The 21,326-nt window shown below is 67.5% G+C and carries 22 protein-coding genes, 1 tRNA gene and 1 pseudogene; 14 read left to right on the top strand and 10 right to left on the bottom strand.

Going from position 1 to position 21,326, the window contains the following annotated elements:
* Positions 1-32 precede the first annotated feature (32 nt).
* Positions 33-716 (top strand): enoyl-CoA hydratase/isomerase family protein, encoded by a 684-nt coding sequence (locus LPA44_RS02620; RefSeq protein WP_230888039.1) that lies wholly within the window; start codon positions 33-35, stop codon positions 714-716.
* On the opposite strand, the gene LPA44_RS02615 is transcribed toward LPA44_RS02620, so the two are convergent.
* Positions 713-1,519 carry an NAD+ synthase gene (locus LPA44_RS02615; RefSeq protein WP_230888038.1) on the bottom strand — a complete coding sequence of 269 codons (807 nt, stop codon included), beginning with the start codon at positions 1,517-1,519 and terminating at the stop codon, positions 713-715. The two genes, LPA44_RS02620 and LPA44_RS02615, sit on opposite strands and share 4 nt — an antisense overlap.
* A gap of 121 nt (positions 1,520-1,640) precedes the next feature.
* Between LPA44_RS02615 and LPA44_RS02610 the strand changes: the two genes are divergently transcribed.
* Positions 1,641-1,711, top strand: a tRNA-Gly gene (locus LPA44_RS02610).
* A gap of 258 nt (positions 1,712-1,969) precedes the next feature.
* Positions 1,970-3,227: pseudogene (locus LPA44_RS02605) on the top strand (RNA-guided endonuclease InsQ/TnpB family protein).
* Between the two features lie 76 nt (positions 3,228-3,303).
* Here LPA44_RS02605 and LPA44_RS02595 read toward each other — a convergent pair.
* Genes LPA44_RS02595 through LPA44_RS02580 form a run of 4 tightly spaced genes read right to left on the bottom strand, consistent with a single transcriptional unit; the run spans position 3,304 to position 5,518 of the window.
* Positions 3,304-3,564, bottom strand: coding sequence for a glutathione S-transferase N-terminal domain-containing protein (locus LPA44_RS02595; protein WP_230888035.1), 261 nt, complete (start codon positions 3,562-3,564; stop codon positions 3,304-3,306).
* Between the two features lie 32 nt (positions 3,565-3,596).
* Positions 3,597-4,307 carry a hypothetical protein gene (locus tag LPA44_RS02590; protein ID WP_230888034.1) on the bottom strand — a complete coding sequence of 237 codons (711 nt, stop codon included), beginning with the start codon at positions 4,305-4,307 and terminating at the stop codon, positions 3,597-3,599.
* On the bottom strand, positions 4,304-4,549 hold the full coding sequence (locus LPA44_RS02585) for a DUF7577 domain-containing protein (RefSeq protein ID WP_230888033.1): 246 nt from the start codon (positions 4,547-4,549) through the stop codon (positions 4,304-4,306). Before LPA44_RS02585 ends, LPA44_RS02590 begins: the two co-directional genes overlap by 4 nt.
* A gap of 57 nt (positions 4,550-4,606) precedes the next feature.
* The gene (locus LPA44_RS02580; RefSeq protein WP_230888032.1) at positions 4,607-5,518 is read right to left on the bottom strand and encodes an acyltransferase; all 912 of its coding nucleotides are present in this window, start codon (positions 5,516-5,518) and stop codon (positions 4,607-4,609) included.
* Between the two features lie 152 nt (positions 5,519-5,670).
* On the opposite strand from LPA44_RS02580, the gene LPA44_RS02575 reads away from it, so the two are divergent.
* On the top strand, positions 5,671-6,729 hold the full coding sequence (locus LPA44_RS02575; protein ID WP_230888031.1) for an aldo/keto reductase: 1,059 nt from the start codon (positions 5,671-5,673) through the stop codon (positions 6,727-6,729).
* A 268-nt stretch (positions 6,730-6,997) separates the two neighbouring features.
* On the opposite strand, the gene LPA44_RS02570 is transcribed toward LPA44_RS02575, so the two are convergent.
* Positions 6,998-8,470: a heme-binding protein gene (locus LPA44_RS02570; RefSeq protein ID WP_230888030.1), complete on the bottom strand. Its 1,473-nt coding sequence runs from the start codon at positions 8,468-8,470 to the stop codon at positions 6,998-7,000.
* A 366-nt stretch (positions 8,471-8,836) separates the two neighbouring features.
* Between LPA44_RS02570 and LPA44_RS02565 the strand changes: the two genes are divergently transcribed.
* Entirely contained in the window at positions 8,837-9,358 is a 522-nt protein-coding gene (locus tag LPA44_RS02565) for a PadR family transcriptional regulator (protein WP_230888029.1), read from the top strand.
* A gap of 14 nt (positions 9,359-9,372) precedes the next feature.
* Here LPA44_RS02565 and LPA44_RS02560 read toward each other — a convergent pair whose 3' ends face one another.
* The 3 genes from LPA44_RS02560 to pyrH are packed head-to-tail and all read right to left on the bottom strand — an operon-like array spanning position 9,373 to position 13,589.
* Positions 9,373-11,163 carry a site-2 protease family protein gene (locus LPA44_RS02560; RefSeq protein ID WP_230888028.1) on the bottom strand — a complete coding sequence of 597 codons (1,791 nt, stop codon included), beginning with the start codon at positions 11,161-11,163 and terminating at the stop codon, positions 9,373-9,375.
* 51 nt (positions 11,164-11,214) lie between these two features.
* Positions 11,215-12,861: a lysine--tRNA ligase gene (lysS, locus tag LPA44_RS02555; protein WP_230888027.1), complete on the bottom strand. Its 1,647-nt coding sequence runs from the start codon at positions 12,859-12,861 to the stop codon at positions 11,215-11,217.
* Between the two features lie 2 nt (positions 12,862-12,863).
* Positions 12,864-13,589, bottom strand: a complete 726-nt coding sequence (gene pyrH / locus LPA44_RS02550) for a UMP kinase (protein WP_230888026.1) — start codon at positions 13,587-13,589, stop codon at positions 12,864-12,866.
* Positions 13,590-13,692: 103 nt separating this feature from the next.
* On the opposite strand from pyrH, the gene LPA44_RS02545 reads away from it, so the two are divergent.
* From LPA44_RS02545 to LPA44_RS02530, 4 genes are all read left to right on the top strand, one after another.
* Positions 13,693-13,959: a hypothetical protein gene (locus LPA44_RS02545; protein WP_230888025.1), complete on the top strand. Its 267-nt coding sequence runs from the start codon at positions 13,693-13,695 to the stop codon at positions 13,957-13,959.
* A gap of 41 nt (positions 13,960-14,000) precedes the next feature.
* Positions 14,001-14,762 carry a molybdopterin synthase gene (locus tag LPA44_RS02540; RefSeq protein ID WP_230888024.1) on the top strand — a complete coding sequence of 254 codons (762 nt, stop codon included), beginning with the start codon at positions 14,001-14,003 and terminating at the stop codon, positions 14,760-14,762.
* A gap of 273 nt (positions 14,763-15,035) precedes the next feature.
* Entirely contained in the window at positions 15,036-15,290 is a 255-nt protein-coding gene (locus LPA44_RS02535; protein WP_230888023.1) for a DUF7123 family protein, read from the top strand.
* Positions 15,291-15,420: 130 nt separating this feature from the next.
* Entirely contained in the window at positions 15,421-16,536 is a 1,116-nt protein-coding gene (locus tag LPA44_RS02530) for a site-2 protease family protein (RefSeq protein WP_230888022.1), read from the top strand.
* On the opposite strand, the gene thiL is transcribed toward LPA44_RS02530, so the two are convergent.
* Positions 16,533-17,393 carry a thiamine-phosphate kinase gene (thiL, locus tag LPA44_RS02525; RefSeq protein WP_230888021.1) on the bottom strand — a complete coding sequence of 287 codons (861 nt, stop codon included), beginning with the start codon at positions 17,391-17,393 and terminating at the stop codon, positions 16,533-16,535. The genes LPA44_RS02530 and thiL overlap by 4 nt on opposite strands.
* Positions 17,394-17,533: 140 nt before the next feature.
* Here thiL and LPA44_RS02520 point away from each other — a divergent pair, with 140 nt between their 5' ends.
* From LPA44_RS02520 to hisS, 5 genes are all read left to right on the top strand, one after another.
* Positions 17,534-17,989: a 30S ribosomal protein S19e gene (locus LPA44_RS02520; protein ID WP_230888020.1), complete on the top strand. Its 456-nt coding sequence runs from the start codon at positions 17,534-17,536 to the stop codon at positions 17,987-17,989.
* Positions 17,990-18,085: 96 nt separating this feature from the next.
* Positions 18,086-18,445, top strand: a complete 360-nt coding sequence (locus LPA44_RS02515; protein WP_230888019.1) for a DNA-binding protein — start codon at positions 18,086-18,088, stop codon at positions 18,443-18,445.
* Positions 18,446-18,448: 3 nt separating this feature from the next.
* Positions 18,449-19,042 carry a DUF7411 family protein gene (locus tag LPA44_RS02510; RefSeq protein ID WP_230888018.1) on the top strand — a complete coding sequence of 198 codons (594 nt, stop codon included), beginning with the start codon at positions 18,449-18,451 and terminating at the stop codon, positions 19,040-19,042.
* Positions 19,043-19,098: 56 nt separating this feature from the next.
* Entirely contained in the window at positions 19,099-19,974 is an 876-nt protein-coding gene (locus LPA44_RS02505; RefSeq protein ID WP_230888017.1) for a DMT family transporter, read from the top strand.
* A 50-nt stretch (positions 19,975-20,024) separates the two neighbouring features.
* On the top strand, positions 20,025-21,323 hold the full coding sequence (gene hisS, locus LPA44_RS02500) for a histidine--tRNA ligase (RefSeq protein WP_230888016.1): 1,299 nt from the start codon (positions 20,025-20,027) through the stop codon (positions 21,321-21,323).
* The last annotated feature ends 3 nt before the right edge of the window (positions 21,324-21,326 follow it).

Here is a 21,326-nt window from a genome sequence, read left to right as displayed (position 1 = left end):
AAGACCTTTGGAAACCACCGCCACGGTCCGGTATGCTTCGCGTGGAAGACGACGAGGCCGTCCGCGTGGTGACCCTCGACCGGCCGGCCGCCCGGAACGCGCTCACGTCGCAAGCCCTCGACGACCTCCGTGAAGCCGTGAGAGACGCCACTCAGCCGGTCGTCTACGTCCACGGCGCTGGGGACGTGTTCTGCGCGGGTGCCGACCTCGACACCGTCCGGGGCCTCGACGGCCCTCGCGGTGAGGCGTTCGCACGCCGTGGCCAGCGCACGATGAACGCCATCGAGGACGCGGACAGCGTCGTCGTCGCGGGCGTAGACGGCGCGGCACGCGGTGGCGGCGTCGAACTCGCGCTCGCCTGCGACATCCGCGTCTGCACGCCGAACGCGACGTTCGCCGAACCCGGCGTCTCACTCGGCGTGTTCGGCGCGTGGGGCGGTACCCGCCGCCTCCCCGCAGCCGTCGGGTCCACGCACGCTGCAGACCTCTCGCTGTCCGGTCGCAGTATCGACGCCGAAACTGCCCGTGAAATCGGCCTCGTCTCCAGAATCGCCGAGGAGCCCCGTGCGGTCGCGGACGAAATCGCGGCCAACGACCCGGCTGCTCTCGGTGAACTCGCAGGCTTGCTCGCTTCGGAGGACGACCGCGACGACTCCGACCGAGCCGAGACCGACGCGTTCGCGCGCCTCCTGGCCGACGAGCCGTTCGAGACCTAGGGCGTCGGCGGCACCGCGCGCTTGTGCTTGCTGCGCTCGTAGAGCCCGCGCACCGTCTCCACGACGCCGTCCGGAATTTCGAGGTGGTCAGCCGTCGCGCTCGCCGGGACGTTCCCGTCGACGTGGAGCGCGAGCACCGCGTCGATAGTGTCGTAGTCCACGCCGAGTTCCTCCTCGTCCGTCTGGTCGGCCCACAACTCCGCGGTCGGCGTCTTCGTCACGAGGTCCTCCTCGACGCCGAGGTCGCGCGCGAGTTGGCGAACCTGCATCTTGTAGAGGTTCCCGATTGGGTGGCAGTCGACCGCGCCGTCGCCGTACTTCGTGAAGTAGCCCGCCAGCGCCTCCGTGCGATTGCCGGTGCCGAGCACGACGGCGTTCTCGTGGTTCGCGACGAGGTAGTTGAGCACGGCACGCGTCCGCGCTCGGGCGTTCCCGACGGCGAGCTGGTCGCCCTCCGCGGGCGGATAGAGGTCCGTCAGCAGGTCGACGACGGGGTCGATTCCCACGACGTCGTACTCGATGTCGAGGTCCTCGGCGACGCGCTCGGCGTCGCTCATGTTCTGCTCGCTGGACACCTCGCCCGGCATCACGAGCCCGTGAACCGCGTCGGTCCCGAGTTCGTCCACGGCGAGGTGCGCGACCGTCGTCGAGTCGATACCGCCCGACAGCCCGAGCACGCAGCGGTCCGCACCCGCGGCCTCCAGCGTCTCCCGAAGGAACGACTGGATGCGGTCGCGGCGCGCGGCCAACTCCGACTCGGAGAAGCGCAAGTCCAGTGGCGCAATCGTGTCTGGCGCAGTCATCGTCTCGTCGTTCGGCGGCGGCCGACTAAAACCCACTCCACCCCCTGGATTCGTGAACACGCGTCCACTCCCCGAAACGCTACGTTCAAGTGGGGCGGTCAGTTACTCGCAGACGCCGCGCGCGCCGTTGGTCAAGTGGTATGACTCGGGCTTCCCAAGCCCGCGACCCGGGTTCAATTCCCGGACGGCGCACTCCTCTCATACTCGAACCGGCCAGCGACGACTCTGTTCTGTCCGTTCGTGCGCTCGAAAAATATTGAGTGGCGGCCGTTGTTCGGCCGTCAGCAGTTTTGAGGCGGAGCCTGCGGCCTCAAGGAGGGAGGGGTTCCGACTGGTCGGAAGCGCGAGGCGAGTAGGCCGGAGAGGAAGACGTCACTTTACAACACAAATTCGGGACTGTAGCTGTCCGAGTCCCGAATTATTAAGTACCGATAGGCTAGCATCTGAATTATGGAGGTCAGGCGTACCGCGCCGGTCAAACTCGTCGTTCCTGACGAGTATCGCGACGACCTCCACGAAACCGCCGAGCAATCCCTCTACTGCGCGAACGAGGCCAGTGACTACTGCTGGGACAACACCCACTACGAAGACTGCGTCACCTCGAACGTGACAGCGAGAGACGCGCTGTACGACCGGCTCCGCGAGGAGACTGAGCTGACGGCAAACCTCGTCCAGGAAGCCATCCGGCGTGCCGTCCACGCCGTCGATAGCGGTGTTGACCGCTGGAAAAACGGCAAGCGGACGAACAAACCAGAGTTTACCTCCTGGAGTATGGTCTACGACAAGCGCAGTGCGACGTTCTACCGGAACAAAATCTCACTCTCCACGGTGAACGGACGCATCGAGTGTGATTTCGAGCTGCCAGCGGATAGTCCGACGCCGTACGAAGAGTACGTCTTGTCTGAGGAGTACGAGTTTCGGACGAGTACACTCCAGTACGACCAAGCGACCAACGATTTTTATTTCCACGTCAAAACGCGGAAGGTAGACGAAGATGGGGAGGCTGTTGAGATCGAGGGTTCGGACGATACCGGGCACGAAACCGTCCTCGGGATCGATCTCGGTGTGAACAGTCTCGCCGTCGCTAGCACAGGGACGTTCTGGAGTGGTGACGAGTACGACCACTGGATCCACGAGTTCGAGAACCGTCGGGCGGAAATGCAACAGCGTGGCACACAAGCCGCTCATAATGCCTTGCTTCGGCTTGGAAAGCGAGAGCGAGCGTGGCGCAAACAGTATACTCCACACGGTCGCCAACGAGCTTGTTGCCGAAGCGATTGACCACGATTGCGATGTGATCGTGTTCGGGGAGTTGACGGATATTCGAGAGCGACTGCCTCACGCTGACTGGCATCACATTTGGGCATTCCGCCGTCTCGTCGAATACGTCGAATACAAAGCGCCAGACCGAGGGGTGGCTGTTGAGCAGGTCGAACCAGATTACACCAGTCAGCGGTGTTCTCGGACTGATTGTGGGTTTACTCACGAAGAGAACCGGGACGGCGAGCAGTTCCAGTGTCTGAAGTGTGGGTACGAAATCAACGCGGATTACAACGGCGCGAAAAACGTCGCGTTACGGTATATGCGGAAGCGCCAGCACAGCCTGCGTTCCTCGCCCACGTCGGGGGGCGCAGACGCACCAGTAGACGTGCGTATACATGGTGGGATGTTGAACGGTGACGGCTATCGGCCAACCGCCGACAGCTGATCACCGGGAGTCCACATCAAAGCCCCACCCTCAACGAACTGAGGCGTGTAGCGCCGAGGGAGTAGGGTGGGGTAGTTTACGCGTAGTGTTCGTCGAGGTACTGGACGATGTCGTCGCTCTCGTAGAGCGCTTCTTCGCGGGCGGTGTCGACGAGGTATGGAATTTGGTCTTCGCCGCCGTTTTGGAGTTCTTCGTAGGTCTGTTCGTTCGTGACGTCGCCGCCCGCGCCGCCCGGGAGCCGGGGGTTGTGGGTGACGTAGGAGACGCCGAGCTCGGAGAGTTTCTCGCGGACTTTCGCGCAGTGCGGGCAGCCTTCGGACTGGTACAGTTCCAGCATGTGTGGGGTTTGGCGGGCCTCCCACGTAAACGTCAGCGAACCGGCGGGTACAACTCCCGCTGAATCCACTCGCGGAGGCGCTCATGGCCGGCATCGTCGTAGCGGAGCGCGCGCCGCCACCACGGCCCCTTCCCGGAGTCGCTGGACCACTCGGTGACCGCGCGGTTGGCGTCGACGCCGCGCGCGCCGCTCAGCGGGACGGCGTGCTCGTAGAGCCGTGAGTCGTCGGTCCCCGCGAGTAGCACGGCGGCGTCGAATGGGTCGCGTTTCAGGTGCGCGTTCCCCGCGAACGCCGCGCGTTCGCGCTCGGGCAGGTCCTCGAACGCTTCGCCCGTCAGGGGGTCGCGGGCGAGCACGAAGTCGCCGATGACGTAGGTCCCCCAGTCGTCGGCCATCCACGCCGCTGGGTCCGCTGGCGCGTCGAGCGTCGCGTAGAAGTAGACGCGGTCGCCGGCGTCAAGGTCAAGCAGCGGGCGGGCCTTCAAGTCGTGCGGGTCGCCGTAGGTGTAGCGCTCGCAGCACGGGTACCCCGCGAACGACGGGTCGAGGTGCACGGGCGTCTCGCGGAGGTCGTCGGAAATCTCGATTGGGAGGTCGAGGTCCGCGTACGTCGGGGCGCGCTCGCTGGTCGGCTCGCTCTCGGGAATCGGAACGTAGACGAACGAGCCGTCCGCGCGCAGCGGCCCGCGGAACCCCGGCTGGTTCGTGTTCGCCGCGACGTTGATTGCGACCGCCCGCGTCACGGGTGCAGTTGCGCGACGCACTCGCGGCAGAAGCGGTAGCTCGCGTCGTTCTCGGTCCCACACGCCGGACACAGTAGGCTAGAGGCGTCGTCCGACGAGGACTGCCCGCTCCCCGAGCGAGCGCCGTCGCCGACGCCCGACTCACCCGGTGTCCCGGCGTCCTCACTCTGGAGGCGTCGCCACACGGCGAACTGCAGCGCCGCCACGACCAGCACCGCGAGCACGAACAACCCCCATTCCATGTGTTGGCGTAACACGGCGAGCCTATTCAGCCCTTCGCCCGTTCCGACAGCGAGAATTCAGGCGTCCGGCGGGTTCAGGTCGCGCTGGAACTCGTCGAACGAATCGAGGTCGTCGGGGAGGTCGTAGTCGATGCGGCGTTCTGCTTGGCGGTTCTCGCCCGCTTCGTCGACCGGCTCGGCTTCGGACTCCCAGCCGGGCTTGATTTTGATGCTCTTGGCGGGCATCCCGACCGCGATGTGGTGGTTGGGAACGTCGTTCTGGACGACCGCACGCGACCCCACGATGGCGTTCTTGCCGACGCGGACGCCGGCGCGGACGAGCGCGCCCTGTGTGACGCGGGCGTCGTCGTCGACGATGGTGTGGTAGTTCTCGACGACGGTCTGGTCGACGACGTCGTGGTCGTGGGTGTAGACGTGGACGCCGTCGCTGATGCTCGCGCGGTCGCCGATGGTGAGTTCGCCGCGGTCGTCGAGGTGGACGTCGTCGTGGACGACGACGTTGTCGCCCATCTCGATGTTGTGCCCGTACGTCATCGAGATGCCCTTGAACAGCCGCACGCCGTCGCCGACGCTCTCGAAGAGGTGGCCGGCGAGCATCCGGCGGAACCGCAGCGCGAAGGCCACGTTGTCCGCCAGCGGCGTGTTGTCGAACTGCCGCCACAGCCACTGCACGGGCTTCGAGCGCGCGAACGCGTCCTCGTCCTTCTCGGCGTAGTACTCGGATTCGAGCGTGGCGTTGCGCGGGTCGAAGTTCGCCAGCCGCGCGGCCTCGGTCGGCGAGACGTGTTCGTCGTTCTGCCAGCTCTCGTAGGCGTCGCGGGCGCCGTGGAGGTCCACGAGCGTCTCCGTGACGGCGTCCGCGAGTTCGTCGGGCCCGCTCGCGGCCGCGAGTCGGTCGTCCACCTCCGAGACGAACCCGCGGAGGGTCGCCTCCGCGTCGTCCGGGAGGGAGACGTGGCGCTTGGTCATACCCCTACCTCGGCCGCGGGCACTGATATTGGTTTCCGTCCCGACGGCAAGCCCCGGAATCGGCACGGAACCTGCTCGCGGGCCGGTATCGACGCCGACTCCGCCCGCTGGGAACCGCACCCGCTAAGTGGGCGTCTCCCCAACTGGCGCGTATGCAACATCGCGAAGTCGGGAACTCCGGGGTCGAGGTCAGCGAAGTCGGGTTCGGCGCGTGGGTCGTCGGCACCGACTGGTGGGGCGACCGCGACGAGGACGACGCCCTCGAGATGGTTGAGTACGCGCTCGACCAGGGTATCACGTACTTCGACACGGGCGACGTCTACGGCCATGGCCGCAGCGAGGAGCTCCTCGGGGAAGTGCTGGCCGAGCACGGCGACGAGATGACCGTCGCGACGAAGGTCGGCTACGACTTCTACAACAACCCCCAGGCGGGCCACGGCGAACTCCCGAAGGAGATGAGCGTCGACTACCTCCGCGACGCCGTCGAGAAGTCCATGGACCGCCTCGGCGTCGACCACGTCGACGTGCTCCAGCTCCACAACCCGGACGTCGCCGAACTCACGCCTGACGTCATCGAACTGCTGGACGAACTCCGTGAAGACGGCCGCGCGGACGCCATCGGCGTCGCGCTCGGTCCCTCCATCGGCTGGCTCGCGGAGGGCGAGAAGGCAATCGAGGAGGCGTTCGACTCCGTGCAGTACGTCGGGAACATGCTCGAACAGGACGTCCACAACCACTTCGTGGAGTACGTCCGCGAGCAGGACGCCGCCACCTCCCTGATTCCGCGCGTTCCGCACTCCTCGGGCCTCCTGAACGAGCAGGTCACTCCGGAGACAGAACTCGGCGAGGGTGACCACCGTGGCTTCCGCCCGGAGGAGTGGTACGAGACGGGCTGGGAGAAGGTCGACGCGCTCCGCTTCCTCGAACGGAACGGCGAGCGCACGATGGGCCAGGCCGCCATCCAGTGGCTCCTGAGTTTCGACGAGGTCGCGACCGTCACGCCGACGTTCCGCTCGAAGGCCGACATCGACGAGTGGGTCGCTGCGCCCGACACGCCCGCTATCAGCGAAGAGGAGCGCGACCGCGTCGCGGACCTCTACGAGGACAACTTCGGCGTCGACCGCTTCGACGGCATGAGTCACGAGGACTACCGCACGAGCGTCGACGGCGAGGACCTGCAGGAAGCCGGGCTCATCGGCTCCGCTGACTAAGAGCGAGCAGTCCCACTGCGGAGAAGCATACGCGAACGGAGTGCGGGGTTTTCCCGTCAACGCTTCGCGTTGACGACGTCACGCTCGCTGATGCTCGCGTGACCACCGCGCGCCTCCGGCGCGCGGCCTTTTTATCTGACTTTTTCGAGGAGTGGTTCCCGCAGCGAGCGTGAGGTCGACCGTAGGGAGACCTCGGACTGCTCGAACGGCGACCGGAGGGAGCCGTGAGAGCGAAGCGAGCGAGGAAACCCCGCGCAGTAAAAAGGTACTAGGCCAGGAACACGTGCCGCGGCCGGTCCGCGAGCACGTCGCGGCCCCAGTCGACGGTGTCGGCGAAGTCGTCCGAGCGGAAGAACGCCATGGCGTCCTCCTTGGAGGCCCACTGGCTGGCGATGAACATGTCGTTCTCGTCTTCGACGTTCACCATGAGGTCGGTCTCGAAGTGGCCCTCCATCTCTTCGAGCACGTCGGCGACGGTGTCGAACTTCTCGACGAAGTCGTCGGTGTGCTCGGGCTTGGTCTCGTAGAACATCCCCATCGTGCCGAAGCCGGACTCCTCGCCGGCGCGGGAGACGACGTCGGGGAGTTCGGAGAGGAAACCGGCGGCGGTGTCGGCGGCGCTGGCGGTGTCCCAGATGGAGACGACCGCGGCGCGGTCGGTCGTGCGGCCGTCGTAGACGGCGGTCTTGACGTGCGTGTCGTAGTGGTCGAAGTTGCTCCGGAGCCCCTCGACTTCCTCGAACAGTTCGTCGGTGTCCGCTTCGGAGTAGAGGACTGTCGCGTAGACGTCCTCGCCGTGGGGCTGGCCGGCGTAGATGTCGAGGTCTTCGAGTTCGCCGCGGATGCCCTCGCTCTCCTCTTCTTCGTCGCTGTGGTCGTGGTGGCCGTCGCCGTGCTCGTGGCCGTCTTCGCCGTGCGCGTGCTCGCTCCCGCCGTGGGCGTGCGCGTGGCCTTCGTCCTCGGGCGTCGGGACTTCCTCGCCGTCCATGTACGCCGCGAGGTCTTCGGGCGGGAAGCGGCGGCCGACGTAGAAGTCGCCGAACTCGCCGTACTTCGAGGACGCGGGGTCGAAGCGCATCTCGTAGACGATGTCCTTGACGTCCGTGAGGTCGTCCGCGAACAGGGTGACGCCCCACTCCCAGTCGTCGAGACCGACGGAGGACGCGATGACCTGACTGATTTTGCCCGCGTACTGCTTGCCCACTTCACCGTGGCCCGCCATGAGCTCCGCGCGCTCCTCCATCGGGAGGTCGTACCAGTTCTGCTCGGGCTGGCGGCGCTTGCTCATCGGATAGAAGGAGACGTACGTGTCCTCGGGAATCTCGGGCGTGAGCTTTCCTTCCATGTAGTTCCGGAGGCCCGCGTCGACGCTCTCGGGGTCCTCGAAGTACTCGGGGCTCGTGTACCCCGAAATCTCCGTGACAGAGACGTACGAGTACGACTGCTCCGTGTACTCCGCGAACGCCGTCCCCTCGAATCGGCGCTCGATGCGGTCGAGTTCGTCCAGCGTCTCCCGGAAGTGGACGAACAGGAGGTCGGCCTTGTGGCCGGTAATCGAGAACACCGCGGAGTCGCCCGCCTCGGCGTCGGCGAGCGCCTCGCGATGCTGCAGGAACGACTCGGCTTCGGCCAGTGCGCTCTCGCGGTCACGCTCGGGCGCGTCCCGCCACGCGTCCCAGTCCACGGTACGGAAGTCGTGGAGTGTGAACCAGCCCTCCTCCGTCTGCGGCGCGTCTACCATACTCGGGTGTTCGGTTTCGCCGTAGAAGGGTTTTCCTAACCAGTCCTGTCAGCAGCCGTTGCTCCCGCTGTCTCGTGGAGAACCGACCAGCCAGCAGACGGGTGGGACTGAGCGAACACTGCGCGTTCGCGAGGGTCGGAAGACGAACGCAGTGAGTCTTCCGGGACTGAAAGGGGCGGCTGGGTCGACGAGCGAGCCGACGCAAGCACCGCAGCGCAGCGAGGAGCGCAGCGAGGCGCAGCCGTCGAGCCAGCCGGGGCTTTCGAGGACACGTTGCCGGTATTTCTCTCGCGTTCAGAAACGTTGAATACGCCAGATAGCCGCGACCGAAACGTTTTCCCGCCGAACAGCGAAACGTGCGCTCGAATGCGCAAGAGCGGTCCGCCGAAAGGGCTCGTCTCGTATCTCGTGTTGGAACTGCTCGAGGAACAACCACGGTACGGGTACGAGATTCTCAAGGAAATCACGGACCTCAGCGGCGGCCACTGGGAGCCCTCCTACGGCTCCGTCTACCCGATTCTGTACAAATTCGAGGAGGAGGGGTACGCCGAGCGCATCGAGGTCGAGGACGAGCCCGACCGCAAGTACTTCGAAATCACGGAGGCGGGCCGCGAGAAGCTCGCGGAGAAGCGCGAAGAGGTCGGCCAGACGGCCGACGACGTGACGGACGTCATCCTGGGGTTCTACCACGTGTTCGCGGTGTTGGCGACCGACGAGCGCTTCGCCGTGGACAACCCCGAGGAGGGCGACGGGTGGCGCTTCGACGAGGCGTTCTCGGCGTGGATTGCCGAGCAGCTCATCCGCCACCACGAGTACTACTTCGACGAGTTCGAGCGCGTCGAGGACACGCCCGAGGAGTTTGCCGAGCGGATGGGCTTCGAGGAGTAGCCGCCAGTCCTGTTCTAGCTCAGTAGCTGCGGCCCGAAGAACATGATGACGAGGCTCGCGAGCATCGTCAGCCCGATGCTCGTGGTGATGGCCCGGGTGACCGTCTGCCGGTCGCTAATCGGGAGTCTCGCCGTGAGCGCTTCCGCGACCGTCCGCAGCAGGTGACCGCCGTCCAGCGGGAACGCGGGGATGCAGTTGAAGAACGCGAGGTTGAGGTTTATCCACCCGGTCCACAGCAGGACGTTCGCCAGCACGAACACCACAGTATCCGGAACGGGACCGTCGACGACGTAGAAGTTCGTGTTCACGCCGGCGAACCCGGGGAAGTTGAACGCGAGCGTGGGGTCGATGAGGCTCAGCAGCGGGAGGAACAGCGCAGCCGCGATGCCCTGGAGGAAGCCGACGAGGCCGCTGGCAGCGCCGCCTAGCAGCAGGCCGAGTCCCGTGCCGTCGACGTTCCCGGAGACCAGCGTGAGGAACGCCTCCGCGGGGTAGAGCTGTGCGCCGAACCCGGACGCGGTGAGGCCGCTGACGCCGGGGGCGATGACGCCGCCGAAGTAACTGGAGCCGTCGTCCTGCTCGCCGAGCGTGACCTCGTAGGATTCTGCGGTCCCGTTCACGTACGCTTCGACGGTGACCGTCTCGCCGGGTTCGCGCGCCGAGAGCGCGTCCCGCATGTCCGCGCCGGTGGCGATGCGCTCGCCGCCCATCCGGGTCACGATGACGTCGTCCTCGGCGGGCAGGCCGTGCTCGTCTGCGGGCGCGTTCGGGACGATGGTGACGAACGCGCCGGCTGGCGCGGTGACGCTCGTCCCGTTGGCGGTCTCGAAGGTGGCGACCGTCCGGTTCTGGACGGCGGCTTCGAGGCCGGCTTGCGTGTACACCGCGGTGTCGTTCACTTCTGTGAGCACGCTCCCAGTACCAATATCGGCGAGCGGCGAGTCCGTGGCGACCCCGCTCACGAGGAGGTGGCGGTCGACGCGCACCTGCTCGCCGCCGGCCAGTGTCACCGTGACTTCGCGGCTCTCGGTGTCGGCGAGCGCCTGCTGGAACTCCGTGTTGTTCGCGACCGGCACGCCGGCGACCTCGGTGACGCGGTCGCCCGCGCCGATGCCGGCCGCGGCGGCCGCCGAGTCCTCGTGGACGTCGCCGACGAGCCCGCCGCTGGCGACGCCGACTGCGCCCGCGACCGGACCGAACAGCAGCGCGAACGTCACGACGACGACGAGGAAGTTGTTCGTCACGCCCGCCGCGAACATCCGTGCGCGAGAGCCACGGTCGGCGCGGCGCTGGCTCTCCTCGTCGGGCTGGACGAACGCGCCGATGGGGAGCACCGCCAGCAACACCGCGCCCATTGAGTCCACGTCGATGTCCTCGACGTAGCACATCAGGCCGTGGCCGAATTCGTGGACGACCATGCCGATGAAGAGGCCGGCGACGATTTCGGGGGCGACCGACAGCGGCATGAAGTCGCTGACGCCGGGGATGACCAGCGCGTTCCGCGGCTGGTTCACCGCCGAGGGCGCGGGCGGGTTCGCGAGCGTGCCCATGGCCGACGTGATTAGCATGAACAGCGTGCCGGCGGCGACGACGAGCGCGACGCCGAGCCCGAAGTTCCCCCACGCGCGCCAGAACCGCTTCGGGGCCGCGGCGCGCTTCAGTAGCCGCTTCCCGCGCTTCGTGTGGAGGGTGAGAATCGGTCCGGTCGCGGAGACGAACGACGGCAGTAGGTTGCGGGCCTTCGCCCACGACACGCCGGCCCAGTACGCGAGCAGGGCGACGCCGAGGACCGTCCAGATATCCATTACGGGGAAATCAGGGGTCGCGCGGCAAAAGCCGTTGGGTATCCGAAGGGGTCAGCGCCGCCGGCGGAGCCGCCCGAGCACGAACTGGCGGTCGAGTTTCGCGAGGAAGGGACCCAGCTTCGGGCCCTGGTCCTCGTCGAAGAACAGCCGGTAGCCCGCCGAGAAGAACGCGCCGATGTCGACGTCGTGGCGCTTGGCGGCCTCGTATATTTCGCCCTGGAGCGCGTCGCCGTCGGGGTCCTCGGCTTCGAGGAAGTCCGCGACCTCGTCGAGGGCGGCTTCGGTGGCGTCGTCGAAGTCGTGGTCGGGCATCTTCGTGCGCTTGAGGTCGTAGTTGAACTCGTTGTCCGTGCGTCGGGCCCACTCGCGGGCGCGTTCGACGCGTTCGAGTGCGGCTTCGATTGCCCAGTCCGGGGCGTCGTCGGGGATGTGGCCCTCGCGGCGCGCGATTTCCTCGCGGAGCGCGGGGTCGTCGGTCATCCCGAGCACGGCCGCGAACGTGTACGGGATGCGGATGCGCTCCTCGCGGGGTTCGTCCACAATCAGGGGGTAGACGCGCTCGGCGTGCTCGCGTTCGTCCTCGTCGGCGTCGATTTCGCCGAAGTAGACGGCTTCCATGCGGTCGAACTCGTCGACGAGCTGGTCGAGGCGTTCGACGGAGAAGTCCCGGGCGCGCTGGGGGTCCTTGCTGAAGAAGAACCGAATCACTTCGCGCTCCAGCAGCCGGAGCACGTCCTGCACGAGGACGACGTGGCCCTCCGAGGAGGAGAACGGCTCGCCGTCGAGCGTGAACCACTCGTACACCATCGGAACGGGCGGCTCGTCGCCGAGCACGTTGCGCGCGACGTCCGTCCCGGACGGCCACGAGCCCTCGGCGTGGTCCTTGCCGAACGGCTCGAAGTCCACGCCCAGGACCTGCCACTGCGCGGGCCACTCGAAGCGCCATGGGAGCTTCCCGTCGCGCAGGCTCGCGGTGCCCTCGTGCCCACAGCCCTCGATGGTGCGGTCGCCGGCTTCGACGTCGCTGCACTCGTACTCGACGACGCTCTCGTCGAGGTCGATGCCGGTGATGGCGTCGGTCTCGGTGACGTGCCCGCAGTTCTCGCAGATGGGGCGGAACGGCACGTAGTCGGCATCGACTTTCTCCTGGTACTCGCCGAGCACCTCGCGGGCCGTCTCCCGGTTCTCGAGGAGGAATTCCGTGACGGCTTCGAGGTCGCCGTCCTCGTACAGTTCGGTGTTCGACACCATCGCCACGTCGATGCCCAGCAGTTCCGCGGACTCCTCGATGAGATTCGAGAAGTGCGCGCCGTACGAATCACAGCAGCCGAACGGGTCCGGAATCGCGGTGTACGGCGCGCCGAGGTTCTGCCCGAGCGCGCCCGCGTTCACGTCCCCGAGGTCGACGAGGTCGCCGTCGAGGTCCGCGAGCTTGCGCGGGAGCTTCCGGAGCGGGTCGCGGTCGTCGCTTGTGAAAATCTGGCGGACGTCGTAGCCGCGCTCGCGGAGCACTTCTGCGACGAAGTAGCCGCGGACGATTTCGTTCATGTTCCCGAGGTGCGGGACGCCCGACGGCGAGATGCCGCCCTTGATGACGATTGGCTCCTCGGGGTCGCGGTCGAGGACGCGGTCGGCGGCGGTGTCCGCCCAGAAGCCGCGTTCGTCGCCGAGAATGTAGGGGTCGTCTTCGGGGTGCATCGTTACCGCTCGTTGTCCGCCCAGTACGTCATCTGGTCGGTGGTGCCCTCGGGGATGATGTCCGTCCCGTCGTGCTCGCCGTACAGCACGGCGTCCACGATGCGGGAGGGGTCGGTGCCGTCGAGGACGATGGTGCGCACGCCCGAGCGCTCGATGAGTTTCGCGGCGAGCAGGTCGACGGGCGCCGACGACCCGGCGCTCATCTCGATGTCCGCGATGATGTCCACGAGTTCGCCCGCGGTCATCTCGTCGAAGCGCTCGGCGTCGGCCTCCTCGTTGGGGTCCGCGCTGAACACGCCGGGGACGCTGGTCGCGTACAGCAGCAGGTCGGCGTCCGTGTACTCCGCGAGCGCCGCGCTGACGGCGTCCGTGGTCTGCCCGGCGACCACGCCGCCCATCACAGCGACGTCGCCGCGGCGAATCGCCTCGCCGGCCTTCTCGTAGTCCTCGGCGGGGCTCGGCGCCGCCATGCCGTCGAGGGCCGCGATGAGCAGACGGGCGTTCAGGCGCGTGACGTCGACGCCGATGTCGTCGAGCTCGATCTCGTTCGCGCCGAGCTCCCGCGCCGTCGTAATGTACTCCCGCGCGACACCCCCGCCACCGACGACGGCTCCGATTTCGCAGCCGGCGTCGGCGAGTTCTTCGATGGCGGCGGCGTGCTCCTCGACCCGGTCGTGGGCGAGGTCGGGCGCGAGGACGCTTCCGCCGATAGAAACAACGACACGCATACTACACCGTGATAGCCCTGTTGCGTCCTTAAGAGTTGTCAACTCCCGAGCAGCGGCTGCGAACGCGACGAACAGTTATCCGGTCGCCGCTCGTCGTCCCGGTATGGTTGCGGTCACCGACCCGGCTGTCCTCCTGACTCTCGCGTGGCTTCTCGTGCTGTTCGGGGTGGCGTGGCGGTACCAGTTCGGCTCGCTGCCGCCGACCCGCGCGCTCGTGCTGACGTCCGCCGCGCTCCTCTGGCTGGCGTACTCACTGCTCCAGATTGGCGACCTGCTCTCGTCGCCCTACGTCGACGTGCTCGACGTGGTCGCAATCGTCCTCCTCGTCGCCGGCCTGTCGGTGGGCTGGCGGTGGTGGCGGGCGCGGTAGCTGGCGACACCTACAAGCCGCGAGCACCCCCACGTGCGAGTATGCAACTACACGGCATCGTCGGGGGCGACGCCGACGGCGTCGCGGACCGCCTCGCCGACCGGCTCGCCGAGCGCGGCCGCGTCGGTATCGTTCGCGCCGGCGACCCCGACACTCCAAATCGAACCACGTACACCGTCGGCGACGGCTGGACGGGCGCCGGGGGCGACCGCTCGGTCGACGACGTGCTCGACGACCTCGCGCGAGACCACGACTACGCGCTCCTGGTGGGCTTCCCGGACGCGCGCGTCCCCCAGATTGCCGTCGGCGACGCCGCCGTCGAGGACCCTGCGCTTCGGGTGGACGCCGAGAATCCGGACCTCGACGCCGCCGTCGAAGCCGTCGAAGCCGCCGAGCCGTTCGAGACGTTGGCCTCGCTGGTGGCAGACCTCAAGCGCTCGCCGCGTGCGGACTACTCGGGCGCTATCGCGACGTTCACGGGCCGTGTCCGCGCGCTCGAAGACGAGGACGACGAGTGGACGGAGTCGCTGACCTTCGAGAAGTACGACGCCGTCGCCGCCGAGCGCACCGCGGCCATCCGCGAGGAACTGGAAGCCCGCGACGGCGTCCTCGACGTCCGCCTCCACCACCGCATCGGCCGTATCGAAGCCGGCGAGGACATCGTCTTCGTCGCGGTGCTCGCCGGCCACCGCGGCGAGGCCTTCGACGCGGTTGAGGACGGCATCGACCGGCTCAAGGCGGAGGTCCCGATTTTCAAGAAGGAGGTCACCGTCGAGGACGAGTTCTGGAAGCACGAGCAGTAGGCCGCGGCCGCCACTTTCTCGCGCGCCGACGATTTCACCGCCGATACTGCCGCCCAACCGCGGTTCTGCGGCGGATTTCGACCGCCGTGCGTCCGACATTAGTAACGACAAGAGAGACAGGAAATAATCTCTCTTCAGCCACTATAAAATGTCTAAACGATTCTCGAACGGTCGTAAATTGTTCGTCGAATTCGGTTTACGGCTGAAATCGCTCGAATCTGCCCGAACGTTCACCCCTTTATAACCTCCCGTAGCCAGTAGGCTGAATCGAAGATGAGCGCAACCCAATCCCCCTCCGCCGACGCCGACGAACCGCAGGACAAGGAGACGCGGCTCAAGGCGTACCTCCGCGAGAAGGCCGCCGACGGCGAGGTGTACTTCAAGAGCAAGTTCATCGCCGACGACGTCGACCTCTCCCCGAAGGAAATCGGCGCGCTCATGGTGAAACTCTCGAAGTCCGCGACCGACCTCGAAGTCGAGAAGTGGTCGTACACGAGCGCCACCACCTGGCGCGTCCAGTCCGCATAACCCCCGCTCGCGCTCGCATCGTCCGCCCTGAACAACAGCAACCTCCCCCTTCGCGTCCCGTTTTTCACACCCGGTAGCCGCGCGTGCCGGCGACTAAGTGCTTAAACCGCTGGAACGGTAAGCACCGGTGATGTCGGCACAGCCGCCCGACGGCGCTCCGAGCCCGGATTCGTTCGCGTCGGTCTTCGACGTCTACGAGGTGCGCCGCGAGGACGGTCGCGTGCTCTACTTCGGCGACCCCGCGACCGACCGCGAAACCCTCATGGAGACCGTCTGGCCGGCGTTCCGCCAACACGGCTACGAGGTCCGTCTCGCGCGCCGCACGGGCGAACTCGTCCTCGTCGCGGAACCCCACGACGCCGCCGGCGACGACGGCGGTGTCCCGTGGACGAACGTCGCGCTGTTCGTCGCGACGCTGGCGTCGACGCTGTTCGTCGGGGCCAACTGGTACTACGTCGACGCGTTCTCGCCCGCGGTCGTGCAGGCGCTCCCGTTCATGTTCTCGGTCGTCGGCGTGCTCGCCGTCCACGAGTTCGGTCACTACGCGATGAGCCGCTACCACGACGTCGACGCCTCCCTCCCGTACTTCATCCCGTTCCCGTCGCTGTTCGGGACGATGGGCGCGGTCATCCGCATGCGCGGCCGGATACCCTCCCGGAAGGCCCTCTTCGACATCGGCGCTGCCGGCCCGCTCGCCGGGCTCGTCGCCGCCGTTGTCGTCTCCGCTATCGGGCTCTCGCTGCCGCCCGTGACGGTGCCACCCGAACTCGTCAACTCCGCGGACGCCGTCGAAGTCCAGTTCGCGTACCCGCCGCTCTTGCAGGCCATCGCTGCTGTCCTCGGCGAACCGCTCTCCTACAGCGACCCCGCGAAGTCCATCAACCCGGTCGTGATGGGCGGGTGGATCGGGATGTTCGTCACGTTCCTGAACCTCATCCCGGTCGGCCAACTCGACGGCGGCCACGTCCTCCGGTCGCTGGTCGGCGAGCACGCCGACCGCGTCGCCCCCCTCGTCCCGACGGCGCTGTTCGCGCTCGCGGGCTACCAGTGGCTCGTCGCGGACGCCGGCGACACCGCCGGCATCTGGGTCGTCTGGGGCATCATCGCGACGGTCATCACGTTCGCGGGCGGCGTCGACCCCGTGGACGACTCGTCGCTGGACCCGCGCCGGGTCGCCGTCGGCGTGCTCACGTTCGTCCTCGGGGCGCTCTGCTTCATGCCTGTCCCCATCCAAATTGTCGGTTAGTGCGTCCAGCCGCGGTCCGCCAGCGGCTCGCCGTCCAGCGTCACGCCCGACGCCGTGACCTCGCCGACGACCGAAATTGGGACGTCTGCCGTGTCACGTACCGCTTCGACCGCGTTATTAGGCAGGGTCGCCACGAGTTCGAAGTCCTCGCCGTACGTCACGGCCGTGTCGAGCGGGTCCTCGACGGCACTGTGGAGTTCGTCGGCCACCGGGACGCTGTCGCCATCCACGGCGAACCCGCAGTCGCTGGCTTCCGCGAGTTGGTGGAGCGAGCGCGCGAGGCCGTCGCTGGAGTCCATCATCGCGGTCGCGTGTCCGGCGAGCGCGCGGCCCGCTCGGACGCGCGGCTCGAACCGGAACAGTTCGTTCGCCCGCTCGACATTCCCGGAGTTGAAGTGGTGCATGGCTGCTGCGGTCCGGCCCAGCGTCCCCGTCACGACGAGCGCGTCGCCCGGGCTTGCGCCGTCCCGGAGGACGGGGTCGTCCGTGCGTCCGATGGCGGCTGTCGCCACCGTGAACTCGTCGTGACCGTCGAGGTCGCCGCCGACGTACTCCGCGTCGACTGCCTCGCAGACGTCCAGCGCGCCCTCGACGTACGCGTGCAGTTCGTCCTCGTCGAAGTCGGGCGCGCCGTAGACGCCGACCGCTGCCGTCGCGTCTGCGCCCATCGCGGCGACGTCCGACAGCGACGCGCCCACGGACCGCCAGCCCGCTGTGTACCGGGTCGTGCCGTCCGGGAAGTCGGTCGTCTCGTGGAGCATGTCGATGGTGAACACCGTCTCGTCGACGACCGCGGCGTCGTCGCCGGCACCCGCGACGAGCCCACCGACGACGTCGAGGGCCGCCCGTTCGTTCATGTCCTCGGGTTCGCAGTCGCGGCCTAAAACGCCCCGGATGCGTGCGCGCCCGCTCTCGCGGTCGGCGGCTGGAAGGCCCCGACGACGCCGCACGAGTCCCTAACGATGGCTTTAAACGAATCCGACGTGAATTCCGCGTAATGGCAACCCTCTACGACGCTCCCGCTGACGAGCTCGTCGACGAGCTCGCGAGCGAGCTCGAAGACCGACTCGACGAACCGGACTGGGCGCAGTTCGCGAAGACCGGCGTTGGCCGCGAACTCCCCCCTGAACAGGAAGACTTCTGGGCGCGCCGCGCCGCCAGCATCCTCCGCAAGGTCGCGATGGAAGGCCCCATCGGCGTCAAGCGTCTCGCGACGGCCTACGGCGACACCACCGACGGCTCCAACCGATACGGTGTCTCCCCGCCGGACAGCACGTCCAGCTCCCGGAACATCGTCCGCACCGCGCTCCAGCAGCTCGAAGACGAGGACCTCGTCGAGCAGCAGCACAACCGTGGTCGCGTCGTCACCGCCGAGGGTCGTAGCCTCCTCGACGAGACGGCCGGCGACGTCATCGAAGCGCTCGACCGTCCCGAGCTCGAACGCTACGCGTAACGCTACCGCCGCTTTTCCGCCGTTTTCGCCCGCATAGCCGCGGCGCTACCACCCCGTTGCGTCAGAATTATCCGGATTCACCGACTACTGTCGCGTATGAGTGGGAGCACGGACGACGACCGACTCGAAGAACTGCGCCAGCAGAAGAAAGAACAGCTCAAGCAGCAGAAACAGCAGCAGGGCGGCGGTGACGCCGGCGCGGCCCAGCAGGCCCAGCGCGAGCAGGCCGAACAGCAGAAGCAGGCGCTACTCAAACAGCACCTCACCGACGGCGCGCGCAAGCGCCTCAACACCATCAAGATGAGCAAGCCGGAGTTCGCCGAGAAGGCCGAACAGCAGATTCTCGCGCTCGCCCAGTCAGGCCGCCTCCAGGACCAAATCGACGAGGAGCAGATGAAAGACCTGCTCCGCGAACTCAAGCCCGACTCCCAGAGCTTCAACATCAACCGCCGGTAGGCGATGCGGCTGGGCTTGCTTTACAGCGGCGGGAAGGACTCCACGCTGGCGGCGCTGCTCGTCGAGCGGTTCTACGACGTCACGCTCGTCACCGCGCACTTCGGCGTGACTGACGAGCACGAGCACGCCGAGCGGGCGGCCGACGCCGCCGGCTTCGAGTTCCGCGCGCTGGAACTCGACCGCGAGGTCGCCGAGGGGGCCGTCGAGCGCATGCGCGAGGACGGCTACCCACGCAACGGCATTCAGCACGTCCACGAGGAAGCGCTGGAAGCCGTCGCTGCCCTCGACTTCGACGCCGTCGCCGACGGCACGCGCCGCGACGACCGCGTCCCAACGGTCTCGCGGGCGCAAGCTCAGAGTCTCGAAGACCGCCACGACGTCGACTACCTCTCGCCGCTGGCGGGCTTCGGCCGCGGTGCCGTCGACCGCCTCGTGGACGCCGAACTCGACGTCGAGGTCGGCCCCAGCGAGGAGATTCCGCGCGCCGACTACGAGGCCGAGTTGCGCGCGATTCTGCGTGCGGAACACGGCGAGGACGCCATTCGCGAAGTGTTCCCCGACCACGACCAGACGTACGTCCACGGCCTCCGCGAGTAGTCCCCCCGTTCCGCAATCGAACCACTCTTCTCTCGGCGCGGATTCCGTTCGCGTGAATGGAGTCCGGGTTAGTCTACGCGCTCGCCGCCGCGGGCCTGTGGGGCGTGTATCTCTTCGTGCTGAAACGCTACTTCGTGGGCGTGCACGGTGCCGTCCTCACGGTGTTCGTCAACGCCGCGGCCATCGCGTGGTACCTTCCGTTCGCCGTCGCGACCGGTGGCAACGGGCTGCCGGCGTTCCCGCCGATGGACGCGTGGTCGATTGCGGTGTTCGCCGGCACCGTTGTGTTCGGCGCGCTCGCGTTCGTCGTCTCCGTGCAGGCGCTGGCGGTCGGCGACGTCTCCTACGTCGCGCCGATCGCGAAAATCGTCCCCGTGTTCGTCGTGCCCATCGAGGTGCTCGTGCTCGGCGCGTACCTCGAACCGACCGCGGTCGCCGGTATCGTCGTCGCCACCACCGCGGTCTACCTCGCCAACTACGAGGGCGGGGACGTCCTCGAACCGTTCCGCCGCGCCGTCCACTCTCGGGCCGCCCAACTCGCGCTTGTTTCGGCGGCGCTGTTCGCCGTCAGCGACGTCGGCCGCCGGGTCGTCCTCGACGGGTTCACGTTCCCGACGCGGCTCTGGGTGCCGGTGTACCTCGGGAGCGTCGCCGTCGTGGTCGTGCCGCTCGCACTCCGCCGCTGGCCGGCGACTGGTATCCGGCCGTTCCTCGGGAAGTTCGCGGTGACTGGGGCCGGGGTCGCGGTCGCCGAGCACGTGACCGCGCTTGCGTTCGCCAGCGTGCCCGCGAGCATCGCGTCCACGCTCGTCAACGGGCAGGCCATCGTCGCCGTCCTGCTCGGCTGCGTGCTGTTGGGTGAACCCGGCTTGCGCCGGCGGCTCGGCGCTGCCGTGCTCGCCGTGGTCGGCGTCGGCCTGATTGCGGTGTAGCGTCCCAGCGAACGAAAGCTTTCAAGCGCGGCACGGGCGAACTCCGGGGTATGTACAACCGACTCAAGGGATTCCGCGACTTCTACCCCGAGGAGATGGGGCCGCGCCGCGAGGCGATGGACGCCGTCGAGGACGCGGCGCGCCGGTACGGCTTCCGGGAGATCGGGACGCCCGCGCTGGAGTCGACGCAGATGTACGTTGACAAGTCCGGCGAGGGCATCGTCGACGAACTCTACTCGTTCACCGACCAGGGCGGCCGCGACGTCGCGCTCACGCCCGAGCTGACGCCGACGGTCGCGCGCATGGTCGTCGCGAAACAGCAGGAGCTCTCGAAGCCCATCAAGTGGTACTCGACGCGTGCGTTCTGGCGCTACGAGGAGCCCCAGCAGGGCCGTTTCCGCGAGTTCTACCAGACGAACGTCGACATCTTCGGCTCCAGCGACCCGCGCGCGGACGCCGAAGTGCTGGCGGTCGCCGCCGACGGCCTGACGAGCCTCGGGCTGACGGGCGAGGACTTCGAGTTCCGCGTCTCCCACCGCGACATCCTCGGCGGCCTGCTGAACGCCTTCGACGCCGACGTCGACACCGAGGACGCCATCCGTGTCGTGGACAAGCGCGAGAAAATCGAGCGTGCGGAGTACCTCGACGGCCTCGCCGACGCCGGCCTCTCCTACGACCAGGCCGAACAGTTCGACGACCTGCTCGCGGGCGACGACCTCGACGCACTCGTCGACTTCGCCGGCACGGAGCGCGTCGAGGACGCCGTCCAGAACCTCCAGGCAGTCCTCGACGCCGCCGAGAACCTCGGCGTGCGCGAGTACTGCGACATCTCGCTGACCACGGCTCGGGGCCTCGACTACTATACCGGCGTCGTCTTCGAGTGCTTCGACGCCACCGGCGACATCGGGCGCTCCGTGTTCGGCGGCGGCCGCTACGACGACCTCATCGAGTCGTTCGGCGGCCAGCCCATGCCCGCGGTCGGCGTCGCACCCGGCCACGCGCCCCTGAACCTCCTGCTGGAGCGTGCTGGCGTCCGCTCCGAGGGCAGCCTCGCGACGGACTACTACGTCCTCCAGGTCGGCAACACGGAGGAAGAGGCGGCGCGCGTCGCCAGCGACCTCCGCGCCCGCGGCCACGTCGTCGAGAGCGACGTCGCCGACCGGAGCTTCGGCGCGCAGATGAACTACGCCGACAGCATCGGCGCCGAGACCGTCGTCATCGTCGGCGAGCAGGACCTCGCGAACGGCGAGGTCACCGTCAAGGACATGGAGAGCGGCGACCAGACCACCGCACCCTTCGAGGACTTCCCCGGCGACCGGGACGAACCCCGGTACGAGGACTTCGCCTGACGG

The organism is Halobacterium sp. KA-4 (genome assembly GCF_021028995.1).
Classification (GTDB): domain Archaea; phylum Halobacteriota; class Halobacteria; order Halobacteriales; family Halobacteriaceae; genus Halobacterium.
This window is presented reverse-complemented; position numbering and strand designations above follow the sequence as displayed.